This is a genomic window from Paraburkholderia sp. GAS448, from assembly GCF_050435685.1.
Classification (GTDB): Bacteria; Pseudomonadota; Gammaproteobacteria; order Burkholderiales; family Burkholderiaceae; genus Paraburkholderia.
This window is the reverse complement of sequence record NZ_JBNDKT010000019.1, coordinates 1-21,694: the sequence shown is the minus strand read 5'-3', so window position 1 is coordinate 21,694 and position 21,694 is coordinate 1. Positions and strand designations below refer to the sequence as shown.

Genomic DNA, 21,694 nt, shown 5'->3' with positions numbered 1-21,694 from the left:
CCAAAAAGAGTTGGATGAACGGCTTGTAAGGACGCCTAACGAGCCGCCGGCGCAGCGGCGCGCAGGCGGGTGGCCGAGGCGGCGTTCACGGTTTGCGTGGCTTCGGTGGACGCAATGCCGGAGCCGCCGCGCAGACGTTCGGCTTTCGGCCGCAGCAGGAAATAGGAGAGCGCCGGAATCAGCACGAGGGCGCCGACCATGTTCCACAGGAACATGAAGGTGAGCAGGATCCCCATGTCGGCCTGGAACTTGATCGGCGACCAGACCCACGTGACGACGCCGCCAGCGAGCGTGAAGCCGACCAGCATCACCACCTTGCCGGTGAACATCAGCGCGTCGCGGTAGGCCTCGCGCAGCGTGGCGCCGGCGCGTTGCCGCGCGAGTTGCACGGAGAGCAGATACAACGCGTAGTCGACCCCGATACCCACGCCGAGTGCGATCACCGGCAGCGTGGCGACCTTCACGCCGATGCCGAGTATCACCATCAACGCTTCGCAGAGGACCGAGGTCAACATCAGCGGAATCAGCGCCACGACCACCGCGCGCCACGTGCGGAATGTGATGAAACAGAGGATCGCGACCGACGCATACACGAGCAGCAGCATTTCGCGATTGGCCTGTTCGACGACGATATTGGTCGCCGCGTCGATGCCGGCCGAACCTGCGGCCAGCAGAAAATGTCGCTCGGGCGTGTCGTGCGCCGCAGCGAAATCGTTCACCACGTGCACCACGCGCGTCAGCGTTTCGGCCTTGTGGTCACTCAGGAATACCAGTAGCGGCGCGACCGTGCGGTCGGCGTTGGTCAGTTCCGGCATTGCCACCACGACGTTGGAAAACGCGTCCCCGGAGACGAACGGATCGCGATTCACGGTCAGCCATTTGGGCGAGCCTTCGAAGTTGCCAGCCGTGTACTGCCGCACCACGCTCGATGCCGACACCGTGCCGCGCACGCCTTCAGTCTCGCGCAGCTTCGCCTCCAGGCGGTCCATCTCGGTCAACGTCGGAAAGCTCTCCACCCCACCGGCAGGTGTCTTGACGATCACGGCGAATACATCGCTCGACAGGTTGTAGTGCTGGTTGATGAACGCGTTATCGCGGTTGTAGCGCGAGTTCGCTTTCAATTCGGGCGCACCGGAGTCGAGATCGCCCACCTGCAGGTGTGTGCTGATCGCAAAGCCGCCGAGGAACAGCAGCAGCGCGCCGACCATCGCGCCGATCGCCCATCTGCGGGTGGCAAAGCGCTCGAAGACCTGATAGCTGCGTGCCACGAGGCCGCGCTTTGCGTGCGGATCGGCGCTCAATCGCGCGCGGCGCACTGCGGACCGGCTCACGCCTGTGTACGACAGCAGCACAGGCAGCAGCACGAGGTTTGTGAAGATCAGCACACCCACGCCGATGCTGGCGGCGAGCGCGAGATTGTGGATAACGGGCACGTCGATGATCATCAGCACCGCGAAGCCGACCACGTCGGCGAGAAGTGCGGTCAGGCCGGCGAGGAACAGCCGCCGGAACGTATGGCGGGCGGCCGCATAACGGTGCACACCGCGTGCGACGTCGCGGGTAATGCCATTCATTTTCTGTGCGCCATGCGACACGCCGATCGCAAAGACAAGGAACGGCACGAGAATCGAATACGGGTCGATGGAGAAACCGAGCCACTGCACGATGCCGAGTTGCCAGATCACGGCGGCGGCGGAACACAGTACGACGAGACCGGTGCTACGCAAGCAACGCGTGTAGGCATACAGCGCGAGCGCGGCGATCAACGCGGAAATGCCGAAGTAAATCAGCACGCCGTCGAGGCCGTCGATCAGATCGCCCGCCAGCTTCGCAAAGCCGACGATGTGAATCCTGTCGTTGCCGGTCTCGAGCGAACGGATCTGCTTTTCCAGATCGTGCGAGAGCTCGCGATAATTTAGCGGCGCACCCGTGGCAGGGTCCTTGTCGAGCAGCGGCACGAACACCACGCTGGAACGCTCGTCGTTGGCGACCACCGACCCGCCGATACCGGCGCGCGCCACGTTGCGGCGCAATTCGTCGAGGCTTTTGGCGGAGCCGTCATAGGCTTCCGGCATCACCGGACCACCGCGAAAACCGTCTTCGGTGATTTCGGTCCAACGCACCGAGGGCGTCCACAACGACTTCATGTATGCGCGATCCACGCCGCGCATCAGGAACACCTTGTCATTGATCTTTTGCAGCGTGCGCAGATAGTCGGCATCGTAGATCGAGCCGTTGGTGTTCTCGACCGAGATTCGCAGCGAGTTGCCGAGCGCGCGTAGTGACGCGACATTGTCGAGATAATTGCGCACGAAAGGATGCGACTGCGGAATCATGTTCAGGAAGTTCGCGTTGACTTCCAGTCGCGTGGCGCGCGCGCCGAACAGCGCCGTCAGCAGTACGCAGACGATCACAATGAGCGCGCGATGATTGAAGATCAGCCGCTCGACAGGACCGCCCGAGCGGCGGTCGAACGGCTGCGCCGGTTGCGGTTGGTCCTTCGCTGCCGACTGATCGTGGGGGTTATCCATGTTGAACACCTTTAGGAATGCAATTCAATGGCGTCTGCGCGGCCGGTCCGCGTGCCGCATCTGATCTGGTCAGCGGCGCACGCCGATTGCTTCAACGCTCATGCCGCTCGATCCGCCAAGCGCCACGCGATCCGCGCCATCCGCGGCAACGCCGGCGAACAGCATCGGCGTATCGGCCGAGACGCGCCGGAAGGCGCCCGTGACCGGGTCAGCGACCAGCAGCATCGCCCGGCTGCCGCAGATCACGATGCGGCCATCGCCGAGCACAGTGGCGCCGTTCAGCGTCGAATCGGTACCGGTGTCGGCCTTTTGCCAGCTCGCGCCCTGGTCGACGCTTTGATAAACGGTGCCGCGCAAACCGAATGCAAGGAGCAGCTTGTCATTGCCGACGATGCCAAAGAAGCTGCCGGCGTAACCCGACTGCAGTCGCTTGAACTGGCCGCTTGCGCGATCGAGGCGGAATACCATGCCACGCTCGCCGGCGATATACACGTCGCCGCCAATGCCGCGAATGGCGTTAAGGTTCAGAAAGTCGGGGTTGTCGATGCGCTCGAGCGCTGGCTGCCAGGTCTTGCCGCCATCACTTGTGACGGCGAACGAGCCGAATGAGCCAACCGCGTAGCCGTGGCTCGCGTTGTCGAACCAGACGTCGAGGTAGGGCAGCGACGCGCCGGCCTTGGCGTTGTTCTCTTCCTGCTTCTGATATGACGCGGTGTTCGCGTCGCCGCGTGCCGCTGCCGCGCGGTAGTAGGCGACGAACTGCGCGTTGGAGAGGCGTCCATCGAGTTGTTTGGCCCAACTCGCGCCGCCGTTGGACGTGTGCAGAATCACGCCGTCGTGGCCGACGGCCCAACCTTCGGACGGAGTCGGGAAGGCGACTGCCGTCAAGTCGCTTTGCACGGGACTCGGGACCTGTCGCCAGCTATGCCCATGATCGTCGGACACGACGATCACGCCACGTTGCCCCACCCCCACAAGACGTTGACCGGCGCTCGCCACTGCGGTCATCGGCCGGGTGCCGGGTGAGGCGGCGGCTTCGGCTGGGGCGTCGAGCGGATCGACAAACGCAGCCGCACGGGGCGCCAGTGGCTCCGCGCTATTCGCCGCGGCAAGCACCGGAGCGCACGCCAGCGCCGCCACTATGGCCGTCATGCATTGCACTGACCGGAAAGTCATGGGTAAATCTCCGCAGACACAGATTGACAACTCATCGACTACTCATGGTTCGCACCGGGATTGCCTGGGCCGCTCGCTCGCCGGGTCGGCGACACCGATCCGGCGAGTGGGCGCCTCGCGCGTTCAGCGCACGCCGGAGCTTTGCAGTGCTTGCGGCGTGTAGTACGCCTGGTTCGGCAGTTCGTCGTACGGAATCATGTGCGTTGCGGGATCGCCCTCGTCGGCGATCACCGCATAGTTGCCCTTGGTCAGGTCGTAGACCACCTGGATCGGCTGACCAACACGCGGCTTGTCATAGGGAATGATGTCCAGCGTGTAGGACGTGCGGTAAAGCGCATTGCTCTGGTCGTACGCGTCGTACGCGACGATCAGCCAGGTGTCTTCGTCGATGTAATAGGTGCGGTGGCTATAGACATCACGTTGGCCCGGCTTGAGGGTCGCCTCGACTTCCCATACGCGGTGTTTCTCCCAGCGCACCACATCCGGATTGGCGAACTTGTCGCCCACCAGATTCGGCGACTGATAAGCGCGATAGTTGTTGTACGGCACGAGAATGTCTTTCTTGCCCACCAGCTTGAAATCGAAACGGTCCATGCGCCCCTGAAAGCCGCCGATTTCGTCGAACAGCAGCGTGCCGCCGATCCCCGCCATCGGCGTGTCGTACTTCATTTCCGGTGCGACCCGCACGCGCCGCTGACCCGGCATGTAGATCCAGGTGGTGTCATCCTGGTCGCCGTTGTTGACGCTGTATTTCGCCAGATACAGCTGGCCGACCTGCGACGCGGGACCGAAGAAGTTCGTGTAGGTCAGGCGGAAGTACGCATCGTTCAGCTTGGTCGCATTGCGGTCGTAGAACGGATAGATGAACTTCGATTCCTGGTCGCCCATCAGCGTCTTATGACCCGCTTCATCGACAAAGATGGTGCGGAAGCGGAAATCCGTGCGCACACCCTGGTAGCGCATGTTCTGATTCCACATTACTTCATAGCCATCTTTCGGAATCGGAAACGGGATGCAGCCAAACGCGCCTTCCACGCCATCGCCCTTGACCTTGCCGACCAGCTTGGCCGACGTTGCGCAGCCCACCGTGTTCTTCAGCACCCAGTCCGGATAGGTCATCGTGCGGCGCGTCTTGTAGACGTCGACGCGAAAGCCCGGGAAGCGGTCCAGCAGCGCCTTGGTGCCCGGCGTCAGCTGATCGGCGTATTTCGCCGCATTGGCCTTGGTGATCGATTCGATCGGCTTGTCGTCCTTGAACGGATCGGGGTAGCGGCCGCTGCCGGGCTTGAAGTCGGCGGGAATGGCGAGGTCCTTCACCCCGTCCGTATACGCGGGGATCGAGCCGTCCGCGCTGCCCGCTTTCGTGGCGCCGAATTCGGTGAGCTTGCCGCCGCCCAGTTCCTTGGCTTCGTCGGCGCTGACCGCCGCGTGCACAGGCCCACTGACGACTACCGCCGTCGCCATCGTTGCCAGTACCATTGCGAGTTTCATGCTTGTCTCCAGAATATGTGTCAGAAATACCCAGCTGGTGCAGGACGGCTTTTTATCCGGCGCTCGTGACGGCGTCCGTGACAGAAAGCGGGGGCACCGGCGCCCATCAGAACGAAGAAGAAAACGTGAGCGAAACCCAACCTTTGTCGTTGTAGAAAAACGGACCGTTGCCCGTTGCGTAGTACGACGGACCGCCGCTCGGCAAACCGTTGACGAGACCGAAGTTGGTCTGGCCGCCCGCATGCGAGTGATAGCCGTTGTATTGCAAGGTGACGTTGTATTTGTTCTGGACCAGCGCGTGCAGGCCGAAGGTGTAGATCATCGAACCCTGGTTGGTCCCCCCCAGACTCGGTGTATTGCCCCACAGGCCGTACTGGATGAACATCGGCGCGTCGATGTCGACGCCCGGAAACACCTGCAGCCATTGCGGATCGAACTGCACCGCCAGCGCTACCGAATTGTTGGTGGAGCAACCGGCCCATTTGCTGCCGCTTGGACATTCGGCCGAGTTGCCGACGCCGTTATAGAGCGCGGCGTTGCTGGTGGTCTTGACCCGTTGCGTGAAAGAGATTTCGGCCAGCGCGCTGCCGGTGTTCCAGAACGGCGTGCGCGACAAGCCGGCTAGCATGTTGCCGATCACATTGACGACGTCGCCGCGTGCGCCCTCCTGGCCGCTCAGATCGCTTGCCAGCGGACCGGTGCCGCTGTTCAACGCCGTGTTATGCCGGTACGACACTTCGAAGCCGGTGCTGAAGTCGCCGATCTGGCGGTCGAGGCTGACGCCGTACAGCTTCACGTTCGAGCCATAGGCCAGGTGATAGTTGGCCGCGCCTGTTGCCGGGTTCACCCCAAGCAGCACCCACGGCTGCGTTTCGGTGAGATTGCGGTAATAGAAGCCGAACGTGCCGCCGAGCCATTGCGGCGCCCAGGTCACCTTCGCGCCATAGTCGTTATGAAAGCCGTTGTTCGGCATGACGTCGTTGCCACGCGGAATCGCGCCCTGCAACAGGTTCGGCCCCTGGAAGCCAAAGCCGACCGTGCCCAGATAAGTGCCGCCTTCGGGCAGGCGGGTCGGCATGTATTCCGCGAAATATTGCGCGGCCAGCGAGACAGTCGGCGTGAGCTGGGTTTCGAACAGCACCTGGGCGCGCGGGATCGCCAGTTCCTTGGCCTGCGTGCCCGGGGAGGCGGCGCCCTTGATGTCGTCCAAGGCGCCTTGACCGTAATTGATACCCTGATTGCCGAAGATCAGCGCGTTACCCCAGTATTGCGTCAGGCGCCCGACCTTGATCGCGCTCGGCTGGCCGTTGATCTCGAACTTGTAGAACACGAACGCATCCAGCAGATCCGCGCCTTGCTGGTAATAGCGCTGGGTGTAACTGCTGAAGCGATTGTTGGCGTACGAGTTCAGACTTGAATAAGGCACTCCGGGATAAGCCAGGCCGGGGTTGTTGTTCACGTCGCTACCGTACGCGAAGTCTTTCCACATCGACGCGCTAATCCGGAAACCGAATTTGTCGCGGTACACCGCATCGAATTCGCTCAGGTTGGATATGCGGTTAGTCACGATGTCGCCTGCGTGCCCGAACTTGTATTCCGACTCGCTGTAGAGCGGGTTATTACCGATCGAGTCGTTGATGCCCTGGGCACGCATGCCCAGGTTGTAGCTGATCGTGTTATCCCAGTTGATGTTCAGATCGGGGTTCGAGCCGAGCGGCATCGCACCTGCCGATGCAGCCCAGCATCCCAGAGCCATCGCGATACCGAGGCTCATCCGGTTTTTCCTGAATGTGGCGCAGCTGCTCATTCCCTTCATCTCCTTGTCTCCGAGGCTCCCTGGTGGGGCGGGTTTTTTGTTTGACGCTGGTGACGGCACGGTGCTGCTGGCCTCGTGGGTTCCACGCTGCCGCCCAGGGAATTAAACACAGTGTTCAACTCTGTGCAGTCTGCTCGTCGGGACTTGCTAGATTCGCCTGGATTCGGAATGGAATTCTATAGATAGAATTTCCAGTCCGATTCTCTCGTTTTCCCTTATTCGAAACAAAATCCAAAACATTGTTCATATTCATCTTGTCGACAGGGATGAGGATGCCACGCGGCGTAACGTCGGCAGACGGAGAGCCCACCTATTTACGCGGGTGGAAGATGTGTGCCTGCTATGGGGCAAGAGCCCTGGATTCTTGCCCGGATCCTTCTGCGGCAAGGCATTCCGGGCAACCGCGAGGCGCCGGAGACCGGTGCGGCGAGGCCGTCTCGCGCGCAACCCGAGGCAGGACGTCAACTGGTAGACGTACGGAACAGACAACAGGGAGTGTGATGAGGCGTGGGGCTGCATGCTCGACAGTCGGGGTGTAACGCTGGCCAGTCAGACCATCCGCTGGCATTTTATTAAATTGATCATCAGAATCGAACCTGTTCAACTTGTCCGCTATCAGGAGTTACCCGGCCCTCGCAGGGTGCTGTGAGCGCCAATATCCATGGATACCCTGAATAAACCGAAAAATACGAGACACATTATATGCATGTGTTCATAATCGTTCGGCAATTGGGAGCCACACTCGGAAGAGCGCCACCACCGGCAACGGACAAAACCGTGAACCTCTCACAGGAATGATCGATGGCTTTTCGTGAGCATTACGACTATGTGATTGTTGGAGCAGGGTCGGCGGGCTGTGTGCTGGCCAACCGTTTGTCGGCGGATTCGGGCGTGTCCGTGCTGTTGCTCGAAAGCGGGCCCCCGGATCGCAGCGCGCTGATCCACATGCCGCGAGGCATCGGCAAGATCCTGAGCCCGGGTGGTCCGCTCGTATGGAGCTATCGCGCCACCCAACGCGACGGTCGCGGCTCGGAAGACTGGCTGAAAGGGCGCACGCTCGGCGGCTCGAGTTCGGTCAACGGCATGGTGTATCTGCGCGGTCACCCGCAGGATTATGACGACTGGGAAGCCGCGGGCTGCACTGGCTGGGGCTGGGCTGACATGGGCCGTTGCTTCAAGGACATGGAAGATCACGAACTCGGCGAGGCGCAGTGGCGCGGGGCGGGTGGTCCGCTGAAAGTGTCGATGCATCCAGCGGGCGATCCGCTTTGCGAAGCGGTAATCGAGGCGGCGGGGCAGAGCGGTGTGCCCCGAGTGGGGGACATCAATGACGCTGCGGATGCGGCGATCGGCTACCAGCCGAGAACCATCTGGCGCGGGCGCCGTTGGAGCGCGGCCAGGGCGTTTCTCGAGCCCGTGCGCGGCCGTCCGAATCTCGACATCCGCACGGGTGTCGAGGTCGAGCGGATCAACTTTAGCGGCAAGCGCGCGACTGGGGTATCGCTACGCACGGCCGAGGGCGCCGCGCTGACCGTCAGTGCGCGGCGCGAGGTACTGGTGAGCGCGGGCGCGCTGAACTCGCCGAAACTGCTGCAACTCTCCGGCGTGGGCGACGGCAAGCGCTTGCGCGAACTCGGCATTGACGTGGTGGCTGACGTGCCGGCGGTTGGCCGCAACCTGCGCGAACACCGGCCGGTGATGCTGAGCGCGCGCGTCACGGGCGGTAGTCTGAACCGGCAGTTTCGCGGTTGGCCGCTGCTTGCTAATTTGCTCCGCTATCAGCTGCGTGGCGCGGGCCCGATGACGCATGCGGCGCACGAAGTCTGCGCGTTCGTCAAAACGAACCCGGAGCTGACGCGCCCGAATGCGGAGATCGGCGTTGGCCTGTATTCGCTGACAGTGAAAGACGGCAAGATTGCGATCGACACGCAACCTGGCATGACCTGGGTTGCTTATCTCACGCATCCCCAGAGTCTCGGCAGCGTGAGCATCACGTCGGCGGACCACGCTGCGGCGCTCGCCATCGACGCCAATTATCTCGACACCGAACAGGACCGCCGCCACAGCGTCGAGCTGGTCCGGCTGATCCGGCGCATGCTGCGTCAGCCGGCACTGGGTGGCCATTTCACCGCTGAGACCGCGCCGGGTCCCGCGTTCACGTCCGATGAGGAACTGGTCGAGGCGTACTTCAAATTCGGCTCGACCGCCTTCCACGTGTCCGGCACCTGCCAGATGGGCAACAGCGATGCCGCTGCTGTCGATACCAAACTGCGGGTGCGCGGCGTCGAGCGCCTGCGGGTGGTCGATACGTCGATCATGCCCACGCTGATCGCGGGCAATACCAACGCGCCCGCCATGGCGATCGGCATGCGCGCGGCTGAACTGATACTCGGCGAGCAATGAGCGTGGCCTTGCTGCCAGCGCTATCGCCATCTGACAACGACATGGACAGAGACATCGAATGAACGATTTTGCGGCGCTGCCGAAGCAGTTCACCGAACAGACGCGGCTCTTTATCGGCGGCGCGTGGGTCACGCCGCAAAGCGGCGAGCGTCAGCCCGTGTTGAATCCGGCCACCGAGGAAGTGATCGGCGAAGCGCCGGTTGGCGGTTTGCACGAAACCGAAGCCGCACTCGCCGCTGCGCGTGAAGCATTCGATCGCGGGCCGTGGCCGGGCATGTCGCCGGCAGAGCGCGCCGGCTTTATGCGGCGCATGCATGCCGCGTTGCTCGCGCGTGCCGATCGCATCAAGGCGTTGCAGATCGTCGAAGCCGGGGCAACGCGCGCACTTGCCGAAACCATGATGTTCGCGTCGCCGATGAAGATCGTCGAAATCGCAATTGAGCGCTCCCTCAGCCAGGCGGCGCGCCATCTGCCGATTACGACCGCGCTCAATCCATTCGATCCCGCCGGCGCGCAATTGATTGGCAGCGGCGTCGTGGTGCGGGAAGCGATCGGCGTGGTGTCGGCGATCACGCCGTTCAACGCGCCGTTTCTCACCAACCTGGCCAAGCTGTTTCCGGCTTTGCTGGCCGGTAATACGGTCGTGCTCAAACCGTCGCCGCATACGCCGTTTTCGGCGCTGCTGTTCGGGGAGGCCGCACAGGAAGCCGGATTGCCGAACGGCGTGCTGAATATCGTCACCGGCAATGCCGACGTCGCACAGATGATGACCGCGGATGCACGTGTCGACATGGTGACGTTCACCGGCTCGGAGCAGGTGGGAGCGGCGATTCTGGCGCAAGGCGCGCCGACCATCAAAAAGACGCTGCTCGAACTCGGCGGAAAGTCGGCGTTGATCGTGCGTGAAGATGCCGACGTGCAGAAAGCCGCGATGGAAGGCGTGTTCCAGGTGTCGACCCATTGCGGCCAGGGCTGCGCGTTGGCGACACGTCATATCGTGCACAACGCGATCCGTCCCGCGTATGTCGAAACCATGTGTGCGATTGCGGCGCAGTTGAGCGTCGGCGACCCTGCGGCGGCCGGCACCGTGGTTGGACCGCTGATCCGCGAAGCGGCCCGCAGCCGCGTCGAGCGCTTCGTGCAGCAGGGGCAGGACGAGGGCGCACGGCTCGTGGCCGGCGGGCGGCGGCCAGCTCATCTGGACAGGGGGTTCTTCTACGACGTGACGATTTTTGACTGCGTGACGAACGAAATGTCGATCGCGCAGGAGGAGATCTTCGGCCCTGTCGCCAGCGTGATCGGTTTCGATAGCGACGAAGAAGCGGTGCAGATTGCCAATGACAGCCGATATGGCCTGTATGGCGGGATTCATTCGCGTGACCCGGCGAAGGCTTATGACATGGCGCTGCGTTTGCGCACCGGCGGCGTGGTGATCAACGGCGGCCTGTATTCGTTGATGGATGCCCCGTTCGGCGGATATAAGCGATCAGGGCTTGGGCGAGAATTCGGTGAAAACTGGCTGGATGAATACACGGAGGAGAAGTCGGTGCTGTTCCGGATTGGGGTTTGATCTGCTCGGGGAGAGGCAGGGCAGAACGCATGACATGTGTTCGATTGAATCGATCGGCACACGGCGAAACCGCGCCGTGGCTGCCAACCATTGCCGTTCGTCTCCCGTAATCTCTCACCAGCGGAAGTCTCTGTTCAAAACAGAATGAAACTAACCATCAACGGCCAATTCGTAGCCCGCAAACGTCAAAACAGCGTCTATAACGCGAGGGGCCATTTCACATGCGTTTTCCTGAATTGACTGTCGGTGCTCGCCGACTATTGCCCGCGGGGCGTGTTCTGTCAAATTTGGAAGCGAGCGACAGCAAGCCAAAAGTTCGCTGATGAATTTACAAGGTGTGGCATGGACGTTCTTGATTTCGCACCAAGCGTTTCGGCCGACGGAAGCAGAATCGACTTCCGGTTGTCCGATCGGATTGGCACCGCCGAGTGCGCAATCACACGCGAGGCACTTGAAGTCCATTTCTGGCTGTCGCCGTGAGCCGATGCAAGTCGCATGCTCCAGACGTTCTCGGATGGTCGAAAGCGTATTTTTGCAGTCGCGGAAAGAAAAATGCGTGCTTGGCCCGGCCATTCGGTGCGACTCACCAGCGATGACTTTGTCGCCGGGCGTTGGGCCGGCGCCGCCCCGACACAAGCAATTTGAGTCCTTACTACTGAGCGGGGCTAGCGTCAGCAATCGACAATAAAAGTGCGATCGTTCAAATGTCGATCATTTCTTTTATGCAAAATGCCCAAATGGCAGAGCAGTGACGACTTCTTGGTGCGCTCGTGGTAAGTGAATCTGCTGGTCGGGGTGGCGATAGCACACGTTATCGCGGTAACCAGGTGTCGCAAAGGCGAGAGCGGGCAGCACGGATCGGCTGGTGGTTGTCCGACTCGAAGTACTATCGTTCTTTGCATCTCCTTGATGCCCCCGACCGACGCAGCAAGAGTGCCGCTTTTCGGTAAAGCAGCCGCCTCAAGGCGAGCTAACAGTGATCACAATTGCCGACACCCGTCGGCCGCGACGAAGCCTCTAGCGCCCGCTGTTCTTTGCAAGCAGTCCTGGGCGCGACATCGTGCCGGCTGGCTGGAGTAGGGTGCGTTCAGCCCCTCGACTCGGCTGCAGACGGCGAGCTATTTCGGCGGTCACGAATGCAGCTCTCGATATTCTCCTTGATCTGATCGACATTACCGGAATACGCAACAGGATCCCGGTCGACGCGAGAGCGCTTGTTGACAAGCGCAAAGTTGTTGAGGCCGCGACCATGTTTGTCTAGTAGAAGTGCGTCGCACATGGCGCCCAAAACCGGCGGTAGCCTATCCTGCCATCCCTCCTTTTAATATCGTTTTTTTGTCTGACGGCTAAGCGCTTTCAGCGAGGTCGGCCGGGAACTATCTGTAAGGTGGCTAGATGCGTCCGCGGGATGCACCTATCAAGTCCGCACGTCTTCCTTTGCTTGACCGCGAACCGTATCTCGTGGTGCGGGATGTCGATCGATCGGGGCGGCATACTTGGCAGGGCGATTTCTGTTTAGTGATCCGGTCCACTGCGGCTACCTGAATGACAGATGTCTGCGCGAGTGGCGGCTGGAGTCGGTAATCGCATGCGCTGAATCGGCAACGTCGATTCAGCTCCGGGTGGCCGTTGATTTCCAAAATCTGCCGTGTCTTTTGCGAAGGCGTGCAGGCACCGCTATCGGCAGTTCACAGAGCAAGGGATATGGTACGCGAGACTATCGAGTCTTTGTCGGCTCGCAGCTCCAATGTGTGAATCCTGATGGCCAGAGCGATTCAGCCCGTTTGCTGTGATCGTTCTGCGCCTCCGCCGTCGTAGGGTCTGCGCAGAATTCCTTCGCTACGTTTTCTGAACATCGGCCCGGTCCGTTGCTTGTGGCAGACGCGTCCAAAATATTTCTCTTATTCCGACGCGATCCGTTTGATTCCATGACGTTCCGATAGCGAAAATCCGGCAAGAAACAGGTGTTGACGGCGTCTTCCTGAGTGAACAAGATGGGATGAAGAGAGCACGACGGAGCGAACCATGCCAGTTGCGAAAAGCTATACCCGGACGCAATGGGATGAGCTTGTCCGCTCTCTGGAATCACTGCCGGTCAAGCCAGAGGCCGAGCAGCGCGTCTCTATTACCGATGCGATGAAAGAGATGCGTCTGGTGATCGGTGCGGTGAGGAAGAAGGGATATACGCTGGAAGAAATCGTTGAAATTGCAAGGAAGAAGGGAGTCGATTTTAGTGTTGGCTCGGTCAAGTACGCGTTATACCCATCGAAAAAAGACAAGCCAGCTCGACAGGTAGCAAAGGAATCGGCACGAGGCAATGCTGCACCGTCGCCTCGTGTAAAGAGGGTAAGTAAGGGCGATGTAGCTCGCGCAGAGGCTGTCAGAGAGAATCAAACGCAGGATGGGGGAAAGATAGTTAGCAGGCCAGGAAGCATGGTGATGCGTGACGCGTTCTCATTCGAGATCCGGCCAGATACCGAGAACCTTTAGAGGATTCAAATGGACATGACGACTTACCCCATCTATCTCGTTGGTGGCAGCAAGGGCGGCGTGGGCAAGAGCTTCGTTGCGCTCGCGCTGGCCGATTATCTGCTACGGCGCGATATTCATGCGGCGCTGGTGGAGACCGATACCGCCAATCCGGACGTAATGAAAGCGGTTCAGGATGAGATGCGTTGCATCGCCTATAACCTGGACGATGCGGACGGCTGGATCGGCCTCGTCAATTTCTGCGACGAGCAAAGGGACGCGGCGATCGTTGTCAACACTGCGGCGCGGAGCCAGACCGGTGTTGAGCAGTTCGGCGCGACACTGGCCGGAGCGCTTGGCGAGCTTCGGCGCCGGCTTGTTGTCCTGTGGGTGATCAACCGGCAACGCGACAGCCTTGAACTGCTGGGCGCTTTCAGCGAGACGTTCCCGGACGCGGTGACGAATGTTGTGCGCAATGGCTACTTCGGTCCGGCGGACAAGTTCACACTGTATCAGGGGTCGCAGCTTCGCCGTTCCATCGAAGCGCGCGGTTATTCACTGGACTTTCCCGATCTCGCGGATCGGGTCGCCGACGAGCTTCGCAGCCAGCGCATGTCGATCCGTAAGGCAGTGGCGACGATGCATATCGGTGAACGGGTCGAGCTCTTGCGTTGGCGTTCGTTATGCGATGCCATGTTCGCGAAGGTAACGGTCGATGGATAACAGACAGGGCAGGCCGGTGGATACGCTTGCCTGTCTGTTTCTCGACGTCACGGGTGAATTGCCCGACGATGCCAGTGTGCTGCGAATGAGGCGGGTATCGGGTGCGCTCAATCTGCGCGATAACGATGCGCTGTGGTCTGTGCTGGTTATGCTCGAATACTACGGGCGACTCTACGAGACCATGCCGGAACGCATCCGGCAGGCAGGCGCGGGCGGTCTGGATGTTGTGCGGACGGAGGCACGAGCAGCGACGGATACGTTGATGATGCAGCACCGCGACGCGCTTGCGCGCTGCAAGGCGACGATTGAACTGGCCGGGCAGATGACCGACGAACACGAGGAGCGCTACCGGGCCGCGCTTGCAGCGCTGAACGACGAGGCGCTGGCTGCGCTGACGCAGCGGGCGGCGAACCGCATTGCTCAAGTTGCCGGAAACCGGCTCGTGGGGGCGACGGCTGTCGCTGCACGTGCGCAGGAGAAACGGATCGACGCTGCGCTCACGTCATTCGAGCGCATCGCCATGCGGCGGCTCGAGCGGGTGTGCTATGGGCTGGTCGTCGGTGGGCTGATTGTGATGCTGGTGGCGGCGGGTGCGGGCGCGCTGGCCGGATGGTGGGCAGGCGTGCATTGGGGGCGGGCAGACGGCTTGCCGTCTGCCCGCATGGGTTACACCTCATCGGTATCGCCTTCCATGAATTCGGCGGCGTGGCGTAGCACGTTTGCTGCCGCGTCGTTCTGGTCGAAGGCAATCACCGGTGGCCGGCAGCCTTTGTCTTCGGCGCGGGCGACGGCTATGTCGTAGTGCTGGCCTTGAGCGGCGAGGGCCCCAGGCTGGAATACGGCACGGTGGCGACCGGCTGTTCGTTGCCGAAATTGGTTTCGAGCGGCGAAACGGTTTCGTCGGTGGTTGCCGCAGGGGTTTCGGGTTGAGATTGCGTGACTGACTCCAGAAAACTAAAAAGAAGGGTCCGGGTTGGGTGCTGCCGGATTCCATCAGGACATGACCCGGATGGGAGTCCTGATGGAACGAGGTGGGGCGGGGCGGAGGGACGTTGCTGCTCCTGAGGCGCTTATGCTTTCATCTGGCGCATGGCGTCAGCGAGCATCCACAGCGCGCGGTTGAGCTTCACGTTCTGGTCGATGCCGGTGATGGGGCGAGTCGACATGGCGCGTCCACTGCGCGAGCGTCCATGCAGCCCGCCATTCATGAGGTTTTCCTGCACGCGGTTGAATACGGTCCAGAGGTCGTCGCGGCGGTCCTCGAAACGGCGCGGCACCAGTAGCTCGCTTTCAGTGACGGGGGCCGGTGCCTCGGCGTCGGTCGGGTCGTAGCGCAGCGCAAGGGCGGAGCGGGCGAATGCATGCTGCTCGTCGCGGTTCAGCTCGACGGCGCGCATGCCGTCCTTCTGCTCGCGGATCAGGTCGAAGCCGTCGAGCACGTCGAAAGCGCCATTGATCACGTTCTGGATGACGTTGCCCTTGTGCGGTACGCGGATATCGGCGATGTTCTCGCCCGCGACCATGCCGTTCTGGCAGACAAACCGGAATGTGCCCGCCAGCATCTGGTAACTGCTGGTGCCGTCGTGCGAGTTGAGCAGCACGATTTCGTCGGCTTCCTCGCCGGAGATCTGGTCGGCATGGCGAAGCCGGAGCATGTGTTTGGTGAATTCGCGCTTGCCCTGATCGCGTACGCGGGTCTGACAGATCATGAACGGCTGAAACCCTTCGTTGCGCAGGCCGCGCAGGACGTCGATGGTGGGAATGTAGGTGTAGCGTTCGGAACGGCTTTCGTGCTTGCCGTCCGCGAAGATGGAGGGAGCAACCCGACGAATCTGGTCGTCCGAGAGGGGCGCGTCAGCGCGAAGCATCGGGGAGCCGTAATGGAAAGAGGAAGCGAGTTGCATGGCAATCTCCACAGTCAAGGTTGAGGACCTGAACCGGGCGAGGGGAGGTGCCTTGCCATTGCGGCTGGACACTTCCCGGTGGAACTCGGGGTTGGCGTTGCTACCGCCAGGCTCCGGGGTTCGCGCCCGTGCGACTGGAGGAGCCGATAGCGGGCGGGCGTCAAGGAAAAAGGCGAGGGAGGGGTGCGGGCAACACGGTCCCTCGCCCCTTGATGCGCGCCCGCTATCGGCTACTGTCGCGGGTCAAGGGCGGGAAGCTGGGAGCCGGGTGCATGCCATGCCTCGGGTTGACCGGGCATGCAGGTGCGGTCCTTAGGGCGCGGTCGCGTAGGCCACCCCTCGCTAAGAAGCGACGGGGTTGACTGCTGCGCCTGGAGTTGATGACCGACAACCGGCGCCATCAGATGATATACAACCGTGCGCGGCGGCAGGCCAGGATGCGCCTCGAGTAGCCGGATTGATGGCGGTCGTGCGGCCCGCGGCTCCATGGCCGCGCGGCCGCCGGCCTCTCATAGCGAAGGGATCGGGAACTTGCCGACACCTCGACGCGGGGTCGGTTTTCGGCCTTAGCGGACGGTGGTCGATCAGGAACGTGCGGCCGTTCCAGATCACTTTGCTGACATTCGCGACCAGGTGTCGGCGAGCGTCAGCTTTTCGTTATGGCGAATGAGTCTTCCCGTTTAGGGTTATTCGATGCCTGCCATCGGCCGCAGGAATGTGACGGCGCCTCCGCGCGTGTCGGCAGGCGTCGAATAAGCCTCGATGGAGGAAACCGCGGAGTGCCCCGATGCGGTAGGAGCTTCGCGGCTATGGCGATTGATAGGTCAGCATGCTCAGCGGTGTCGGATGCGGCGCGGCCGGTCGGGATGCTGGATGGGCGCTGACGCGGTGGCGAAGCGGTGCAGCCGCGCAATGGTGATGATGACGCGGACGTGTGAGGGGCTGCGCGAAACGACAGGCGCGAGCTTGCGCCCGTGGGCCGCGTTGCCGCAGAGCCGACGGTCGGGTTGCACGTTCATGAAGCGTTGCACTCATGTCTCGCCTCGCGGCATGGGTGGTGCGCGAATGGGCGCCGTGCGCTGGAGGATATCGATGACGATCATCGGCGCACCGCAGTGGCGGCAGACGAAGACCGGAGGGACAGCTCCCCTGGGATCGTCGGGCTGGGTGCCGGCCTCGGGCACGACGTCCAGCAGCTCACGCACCTTGGCGAGACTGGCGCGGCGTACCGGGTTGGCCAGCAGCCCGTAGTGACGGATGCGATGGAAGCCGCCGGGCAGCACATGCAGCAGGAAGCGCCGCATGAACTCGCCGGCTTCAAGCGTCATGGTCTTGTAGCGGGTGCGTCCCTTCGCACGGTAGTCCTTCCAGCGGAACGTCACGCCGCGCTCATCGAAGGCAACGAGGCGCTGGTTGGAGATGGCGACGCGGTGCGTGTAGCGTGAGAGGTACTCGAGCACCGCCTTCGGTCCGGCGAACGGGCGCCTGGCGTAGACCACCCATTCGCAGGTACGCAGCGGCGCAAGCCACCGGGTAAAGGTGGCGCGATCAGCGAGCCCGGTGTACTCGCCGAAGAACTGCAGGTGGCCACGGAGGTGAACCGCCTGGAGTGCCTCGAGGAAGCGGCGCCGGAACAGGCGCGAGAGGACGCGCACGGGCAGGAAGAAGCCGGGCCGGCATGCTACCCAGCGTTCACCGTCCGGCGACAGCCCGCCACCGGGGACGATGCCGTGCACGTGCGGGTGATGCGTGAGCGCCGAACCCCAGGTATGCAGCACGAACGTGGCGCCGATGTTGGCACCCAGATGTTTCGGATCCGCGGCGATGGTGCGCAGCGTTTCAGCAGCGATATCGAACAGCAGCCCATAGATGACGGCCTTGTTGTACCAGGCGATGGCACTGATGGGCGCGGGCAGCGTGAAGACGACGTGGTAGTACTCCACGGGCAGCAGGTCAGCCTGGCGCGCCTCGAGCCAGCGATGTGCGGCACTGGCCTGGCACTTCGTGCAGTGGCGGTTACGGCAGGAGTTGAACGCGACCTCGATGTGGTCGCAGCCTGAACAGCGCAGCACATGCCCGCCCAGCGCCGCGGTGCGGCACTGTTCGATGGCCGACATGACCTTCAGCTGCCCCAGGCTCAGGTGTGCCGTGGCCCGCCACGCTGGCCCGTGGCTGCGGAAGATGTCCGCAACCTCCAGCATGAGGCGCTGCAGCGCGCGGGCCTAATCGGGAGGCAGACGGTCCAGCGGACTGGTGACCTCATGCAGCAGATCGGTGGCCACCTGGGCGTAAAGCGCGGTGGTCTCAAGCTTCTTGTGACCGAGCAGCACCTGGATCACGCGGATGTCCACCTTCTGTTCGAGCAGGTGTGTGGCGAAACTGTGCCTCAGGGTGTGCATGGATACACGTTTGTCGATGTCTGCGGCCTCGGCGGCGGCATGAATGACGCGGTTCAGCTGCCTCAGGCTAAGCTGGTCAACGGGATCGCGCCCGGGAAAGAGCCACCCGCCATCGAGCAATCCTGCCCTGGGCCCGTGCGACGTGCCACCAGACGCGCAGGCGCTCGAGCAGCACCGGCGAGAGCATGGCGTAGCGGTCCTTGTGGCCCTTGCCCTGCTCGATGCGCAGCGTCATGCGCTGGCTGTCGACGTCGGTGACCTTCAGGGCCACCACCTCGCTCGCGCGGAGCCCGGCCCCGTACGCGACCGACAGCGCGGTCTGGTGCTTCAGGTTGCCGGCCGCCTCGATCAGCCGCCGCACTTCATCGGGACTGAGCACGACGGGCAAGGTGCGGGGCACGCGCACCGGCTGCATCCTGACCATCAGCTCGGGCCGGTCGAGCGTGATCTCGAAGAAGAACTTCAGTCCCGTGATCGCGGCATTCAGTGACACGGGTGAGGTGCCGTGATCGACCAGATGCAGCTGGTAGCGCCGCAGATCCTCGACGGTGGCGGTGCCAGGCGAGCGCCCGAGAAACCGGGCAAACTCCCGCACGATGCGCAGATAGGTGGCTTGCGTCTTCGGCGAAAGCTGGCGCATGTGCATGTCGTCGATCATGCGCTGGCGCAGCGGGCTGACGCCCGGGTGTGAGGAGGTCATGATGGGGCTCCTGCTGGAGAACGAGGCGGATTGCCTCATTCGCCAACATAAGCAATCGCGTCACGGACCTCTCATTCGCCACCGGCGTCGCGCCGGAGCCCCTACCGCGCGAGCGGTTTAGTCCATCGACCCATTGCGGCCAAACGTCGCTGCGATAAGGAAAGGGCCGCTTCCATGCTTACAATGGCCATCTTTCCTGCCACGACTGCTAGCCGCAGACAGAGTTAGGCTATGGATTGCCGCCTGAATTAATATTGTCCTCTCGCTCTCAATGCGGTTTGATATGCTACATTGATAGCCTTTGATTTTTCTTCTGCTAGATTTCGTAGCTCTTCGCCAAGATTGTTCACCTTGTCTGGGTGATATTGACGAATTTGCTTTTTATAAGCTTCTTGAATTTGCTCCACTGTGGCATTGGGGCTCACTTTCAGCACTTCATACCACTGCAAAGGCTTGCTCTCTTGTTTGGTATTGTTGTAAGTGTCGTTGTTAGGTGGTGGATCGTTAGGCTTTGAATCATTTTTTGATGATGCCTGTGGTTGTGGTTTCGCCTTTGGGGTCATCATTTTTGATACAACCCAATAGCCAACAAACAGGCACACAGCAACGACAAGAATTTCTGTGGCGGACATTATTTAACCATCCTTAAAATTATTCCCTTGGATTTTTCAAGCTGGGCAATCTTATATTCTAAGTCGGTTTCTTCGATTTCTTCATCAATGTAATCGACAAGTTCATTCTGTAGATTGGCCCATTGCACTGTATCAACCAATTGAAAGGCTGATTCCACAAAATTAGCTCGAATAGATCTTGATAGAGAGAGTTTGCGAACTATATTAATAGTAAACGGTGGGCAGCATAAGCATTCAGTAAAAATAGAAATAGCCTGCTTGCTGCTTAGTCCAAGTTGTTTTCTATAGAGGTATAGCCCCACCCCTACTGCAAGTGAGAAATAGTAGATTAGGCCAAGACACCAAAGCAATGCTTCGTCCGTTCTAAACCTGTAATAAGTAACTGGTGTGATAATGAACAAGGCAACTGCCATGCCGTAGGCTGGAAGGGTAAACCAAGAATACAAAGCTTTCTCATTCTTCCAATTTACAGTAGATGTCTGCTCTATTCTTTCTGGATACCAAGCCAATTTATAAATAGGTTGATGCGGCAACAGAAGATTGGGTATGAATAATCTTTTTCCAAGCAGGCCCACGCCACTTTTATTGGTGGTTGCTGTCCAATTTTTCCTGTGGCCTGTGATTATACCTTCATTGACAAAGAGTAATTGGCAGGCGTCATAGATGTAAAAAAACACAGCCACTATTAGTAGCTGTGTTTCTGTTGATAGATGAATCATTGTTTCTTTTTGAAGATTTTGGCTATGCCTGCAAATACAGCAATCACAGCGGCAGCGATCAGTTTCCAAAAAGCGACAAGAGCCCCGGCAATGATGGCAAAAAATCCTTTCTTAGCCGCCACTGCCGCTGCGCCGCCAAGAACAAGAGCAGCGAGCCCATATTCCGCTACTTTGTCGCCCGGCCTAAATTCAGCATAAGTATCGCCAGCATTATAGCTATAGCCCGTTAGGATATCTTTGAAGGCTCTGGTATCTGACGCGAGCGTACTGTTATCCGTTACCAAAGTAGCACTCATTACGCCAGTTCTACCAAGAATCCGGGTAGTGTAGTTGACAGTCTTTGCGCCGGTGCTGTCATGCAACTGAATACCCCATTCAAGCTGTTTGGTTTGAATGTCATAGTGTGGCTCCACAACCCAATCATCTGTATACATCAGTCTCATATTGAGACGTTGACGTTCTTCATTGGCTGGCCCATCACTGGCTTTAAGCTGGTTAAGAAGGGTGTCAGGATCTATCTTTTCATCGTCCTTGACATATCCTGATTCGTGAAATGAGAAGATAGAAAACCAGCTTAATGATTGGGGTCCCATCATGTATTCATTATCTTTGGGAATGTTGCCAAGAATTTCAAGAAACCGTCTGGTATTTTGAGAATCCAAAAAAACGTAACCCTGTGGTACTCGAATGGTGGCGTGAGAACCTATCGTCCCTGTTATGGGGCCATTCTGCCAATTGAGAGTGCGTAGCTCCTGTGTCTGCTTATCGGCTGCACTTTGTTGTTGGTCATTCTGTGCGAAAGCGAGCACTGGCATAAAAATCAGGGCAAGCAAAATTTTTTTCATAATGTGAGAGGCCCCTGTGGATGCTTGAAATTGTGTTCTTGCCGAGACTGCAAGAAGAAAGGACCCCACAGTTTCCTATGAGGTCATGGGTCTTGCAACAGCGTTGTCCTGCTTGGCTACGGGGGGAGGGTATTACCGTCAGAGCCAGCTGGCGGCTAAACCGTCGTCGCGAAACGGCCGTTTGAGTGGCAGGGAATACGCGGGAGCGAACGGCGGCTGTTGGCCCAGAGTGTGTCAAAACGCATTTTTGGAGCGCTAAAATTCTTCATCCGATAGCGGAGGATGAGCAAGATGAAGCGGTTCGTTCAAGGCGATA

15 protein-coding genes and 1 pseudogene are annotated in these 21,694 nt (G+C 60.4%); 5 read left to right on the top strand and 11 right to left on the bottom strand.

Going from position 1 to position 21,694, the window contains the following annotated elements; genetic code table 11:
* Nucleotides 1–35 precede the first annotated feature (35 nt).
* The 4 genes from P3T23_RS28785 to P3T23_RS28770 form a co-directional block, all read right to left on the bottom strand.
* The gene (locus P3T23_RS28785) at nt 36–2,531 is read right to left on the bottom strand and encodes an efflux RND transporter permease subunit (RefSeq protein WP_429319486.1); all 2,496 of its coding nucleotides are present in this window, start codon (nt 2,529–2,531) and stop codon (nt 36–38) included.
* Between the two features lie 69 nt (nt 2,532–2,600).
* Nucleotides 2,601–3,707 carry a WD40/YVTN/BNR-like repeat-containing protein gene (locus P3T23_RS28780; RefSeq protein WP_429319485.1) on the bottom strand — a complete coding sequence of 369 codons (1,107 nt, stop codon included), beginning with the start codon at nt 3,705–3,707 and terminating at the stop codon, nt 2,601–2,603.
* A 123-nt stretch (nt 3,708–3,830) separates the two neighbouring features.
* The gene (locus tag P3T23_RS28775; protein ID WP_429319484.1) at nt 3,831–5,198 is read right to left on the bottom strand and encodes a DUF1329 domain-containing protein; all 1,368 of its coding nucleotides are present in this window, start codon (nt 5,196–5,198) and stop codon (nt 3,831–3,833) included.
* A 106-nt stretch (nt 5,199–5,304) separates the two neighbouring features.
* Nucleotides 5,305–7,005 (bottom strand): DUF1302 domain-containing protein, encoded by a 1,701-nt coding sequence (locus P3T23_RS28770; RefSeq protein ID WP_429319483.1) that lies wholly within the window; start codon nt 7,003–7,005, stop codon nt 5,305–5,307.
* Between the two features lie 810 nt (nt 7,006–7,815).
* Here P3T23_RS28770 and P3T23_RS28765 point away from each other — a divergent pair.
* The 5 genes from P3T23_RS28765 (at nt 7,816) to P3T23_RS28745 (ending at nt 14,981) form a co-directional block, all read left to right on the top strand.
* Nucleotides 7,816–9,417 carry a GMC family oxidoreductase gene (locus tag P3T23_RS28765; RefSeq protein WP_429319482.1) on the top strand — a complete coding sequence of 534 codons (1,602 nt, stop codon included), beginning with the start codon at nt 7,816–7,818 and terminating at the stop codon, nt 9,415–9,417.
* Between the two features lie 58 nt (nt 9,418–9,475).
* Nucleotides 9,476–10,987 (top strand): aldehyde dehydrogenase family protein, encoded by a 1,512-nt coding sequence (locus P3T23_RS28760; protein ID WP_429319481.1) that lies wholly within the window; start codon nt 9,476–9,478, stop codon nt 10,985–10,987.
* Nucleotides 10,988–13,012: 2,025 nt separating this feature from the next.
* Complete coding sequence (locus P3T23_RS28755; protein WP_429319480.1) at nt 13,013–13,477, top strand: hypothetical protein; 465 nt, start codon at nt 13,013–13,015, stop codon at nt 13,475–13,477.
* A gap of 9 nt (nt 13,478–13,486) precedes the next feature.
* Entirely contained in the window at nt 13,487–14,179 is a 693-nt protein-coding gene (locus P3T23_RS28750; RefSeq protein ID WP_429319479.1) for a protein mobD, read from the top strand.
* Entirely contained in the window at nt 14,172–14,981 is an 810-nt protein-coding gene (locus tag P3T23_RS28745) for a hypothetical protein (protein WP_429319478.1), read from the top strand. The genes P3T23_RS28750 and P3T23_RS28745 overlap by 8 nt, the downstream gene beginning before the upstream one ends.
* A 268-nt stretch (nt 14,982–15,249) precedes the next feature.
* Here the strand turns inward: P3T23_RS28745 and P3T23_RS28740 are convergent, their stop codons facing one another.
* The 7 genes and pseudogenes from P3T23_RS28740 to P3T23_RS28710 all read right to left on the bottom strand — a co-directional run bounded on the left by P3T23_RS28740 (nt 15,250) and on the right by P3T23_RS28710 (nt 21,378).
* Nucleotides 15,250–16,083, bottom strand: coding sequence for a DUF932 domain-containing protein (locus P3T23_RS28740; RefSeq protein WP_429319477.1), 834 nt, complete (start codon nt 16,081–16,083; stop codon nt 15,250–15,252).
* Between the two features lie 833 nt (nt 16,084–16,916).
* A complete protein-coding gene (locus P3T23_RS28735; protein WP_429319476.1) occupies nt 16,917–17,114 on the bottom strand; it encodes a hypothetical protein in 198 nt (65 codons plus the stop codon).
* Nucleotides 17,115–18,284, bottom strand: coding sequence for an IS91 family transposase (locus P3T23_RS28730; protein WP_429319475.1), 1,170 nt, complete (start codon nt 18,282–18,284; stop codon nt 17,115–17,117). It lies immediately after the preceding gene.
* Between the two features lie 21 nt (nt 18,285–18,305).
* A pseudogene (locus P3T23_RS28725) lies at nt 18,306–19,182 on the bottom strand (tyrosine-type recombinase/integrase).
* A gap of 248 nt (nt 19,183–19,430) precedes the next feature.
* A complete protein-coding gene (locus P3T23_RS28720) occupies nt 19,431–19,814 on the bottom strand; it encodes a J domain-containing protein (RefSeq protein ID WP_429319474.1) in 384 nt (127 codons plus the stop codon).
* Nucleotides 19,814–20,533: a hypothetical protein gene (locus P3T23_RS28715; protein WP_429319473.1), complete on the bottom strand. Its 720-nt coding sequence runs from the start codon at nt 20,531–20,533 to the stop codon at nt 19,814–19,816. The genes P3T23_RS28720 and P3T23_RS28715 overlap by 1 nt, the downstream gene beginning before the upstream one ends.
* Nucleotides 20,530–21,378: a DUF2167 domain-containing protein gene (locus tag P3T23_RS28710; RefSeq protein ID WP_429319472.1), complete on the bottom strand. Its 849-nt coding sequence runs from the start codon at nt 21,376–21,378 to the stop codon at nt 20,530–20,532. Before P3T23_RS28710 ends, P3T23_RS28715 begins: the two co-directional genes overlap by 4 nt.
* Nucleotides 21,379–21,694: the final 316 nt, after the last annotated feature.

Excerpts from the sequence above, each read along its gene's own strand:
- P3T23_RS28760 (WP_429319481.1), top strand. The coding sequence starts at position 9,476 with ATGAACGATTTTGCGGCGCTGCCGAAGCAGTTCACCGAACAGACGCGG.
- P3T23_RS28775 (WP_429319484.1), bottom strand. The coding sequence starts at position 5,198 with ATGAAACTCGCAATGGTACTGGCAACGATGGCGACGGCGGTAGTCGTC.
- P3T23_RS28710 (WP_429319472.1), bottom strand. The coding sequence starts at position 21,378 with ATGAAAAAAATTTTGCTTGCCCTGATTTTTATGCCAGTGCTCGCTTTC.
- P3T23_RS28750 (WP_429319479.1), top strand. The coding sequence starts at position 13,487 with ATGGACATGACGACTTACCCCATCTATCTCGTTGGTGGCAGCAAGGGC.
- P3T23_RS28730 (WP_429319475.1), bottom strand. The coding sequence starts at position 18,284 with ATGCTGGAGGTTGCGGACATCTTCCGCAGCCACGGGCCAGCGTGGCGG.
- P3T23_RS28780 (WP_429319485.1), bottom strand. The coding sequence starts at position 3,707 with ATGACTTTCCGGTCAGTGCAATGCATGACGGCCATAGTGGCGGCGCTG.
- P3T23_RS28755 (WP_429319480.1), top strand. The coding sequence starts at position 13,013 with ATGCCAGTTGCGAAAAGCTATACCCGGACGCAATGGGATGAGCTTGTC.
- P3T23_RS28785 (WP_429319486.1), bottom strand. The coding sequence starts at position 2,531 with ATGGATAACCCCCACGATCAGTCGGCAGCGAAGGACCAACCGCAACCG.
- P3T23_RS28740 (WP_429319477.1), bottom strand. The coding sequence starts at position 16,083 with ATGCAACTCGCTTCCTCTTTCCATTACGGCTCCCCGATGCTTCGCGCT.
- P3T23_RS28715 (WP_429319473.1), bottom strand. The coding sequence starts at position 20,533 with ATGATTCATCTATCAACAGAAACACAGCTACTAATAGTGGCTGTGTTT.
- P3T23_RS28770 (WP_429319483.1), bottom strand. The coding sequence starts at position 7,005 with ATGAGCAGCTGCGCCACATTCAGGAAAAACCGGATGAGCCTCGGTATC.
- P3T23_RS28745 (WP_429319478.1), top strand. The coding sequence starts at position 14,172 with ATGGATAACAGACAGGGCAGGCCGGTGGATACGCTTGCCTGTCTGTTT.
- P3T23_RS28765 (WP_429319482.1), top strand. The coding sequence starts at position 7,816 with ATGGCTTTTCGTGAGCATTACGACTATGTGATTGTTGGAGCAGGGTCG.
- P3T23_RS28720 (WP_429319474.1), bottom strand. The coding sequence starts at position 19,814 with ATGTCCGCCACAGAAATTCTTGTCGTTGCTGTGTGCCTGTTTGTTGGC.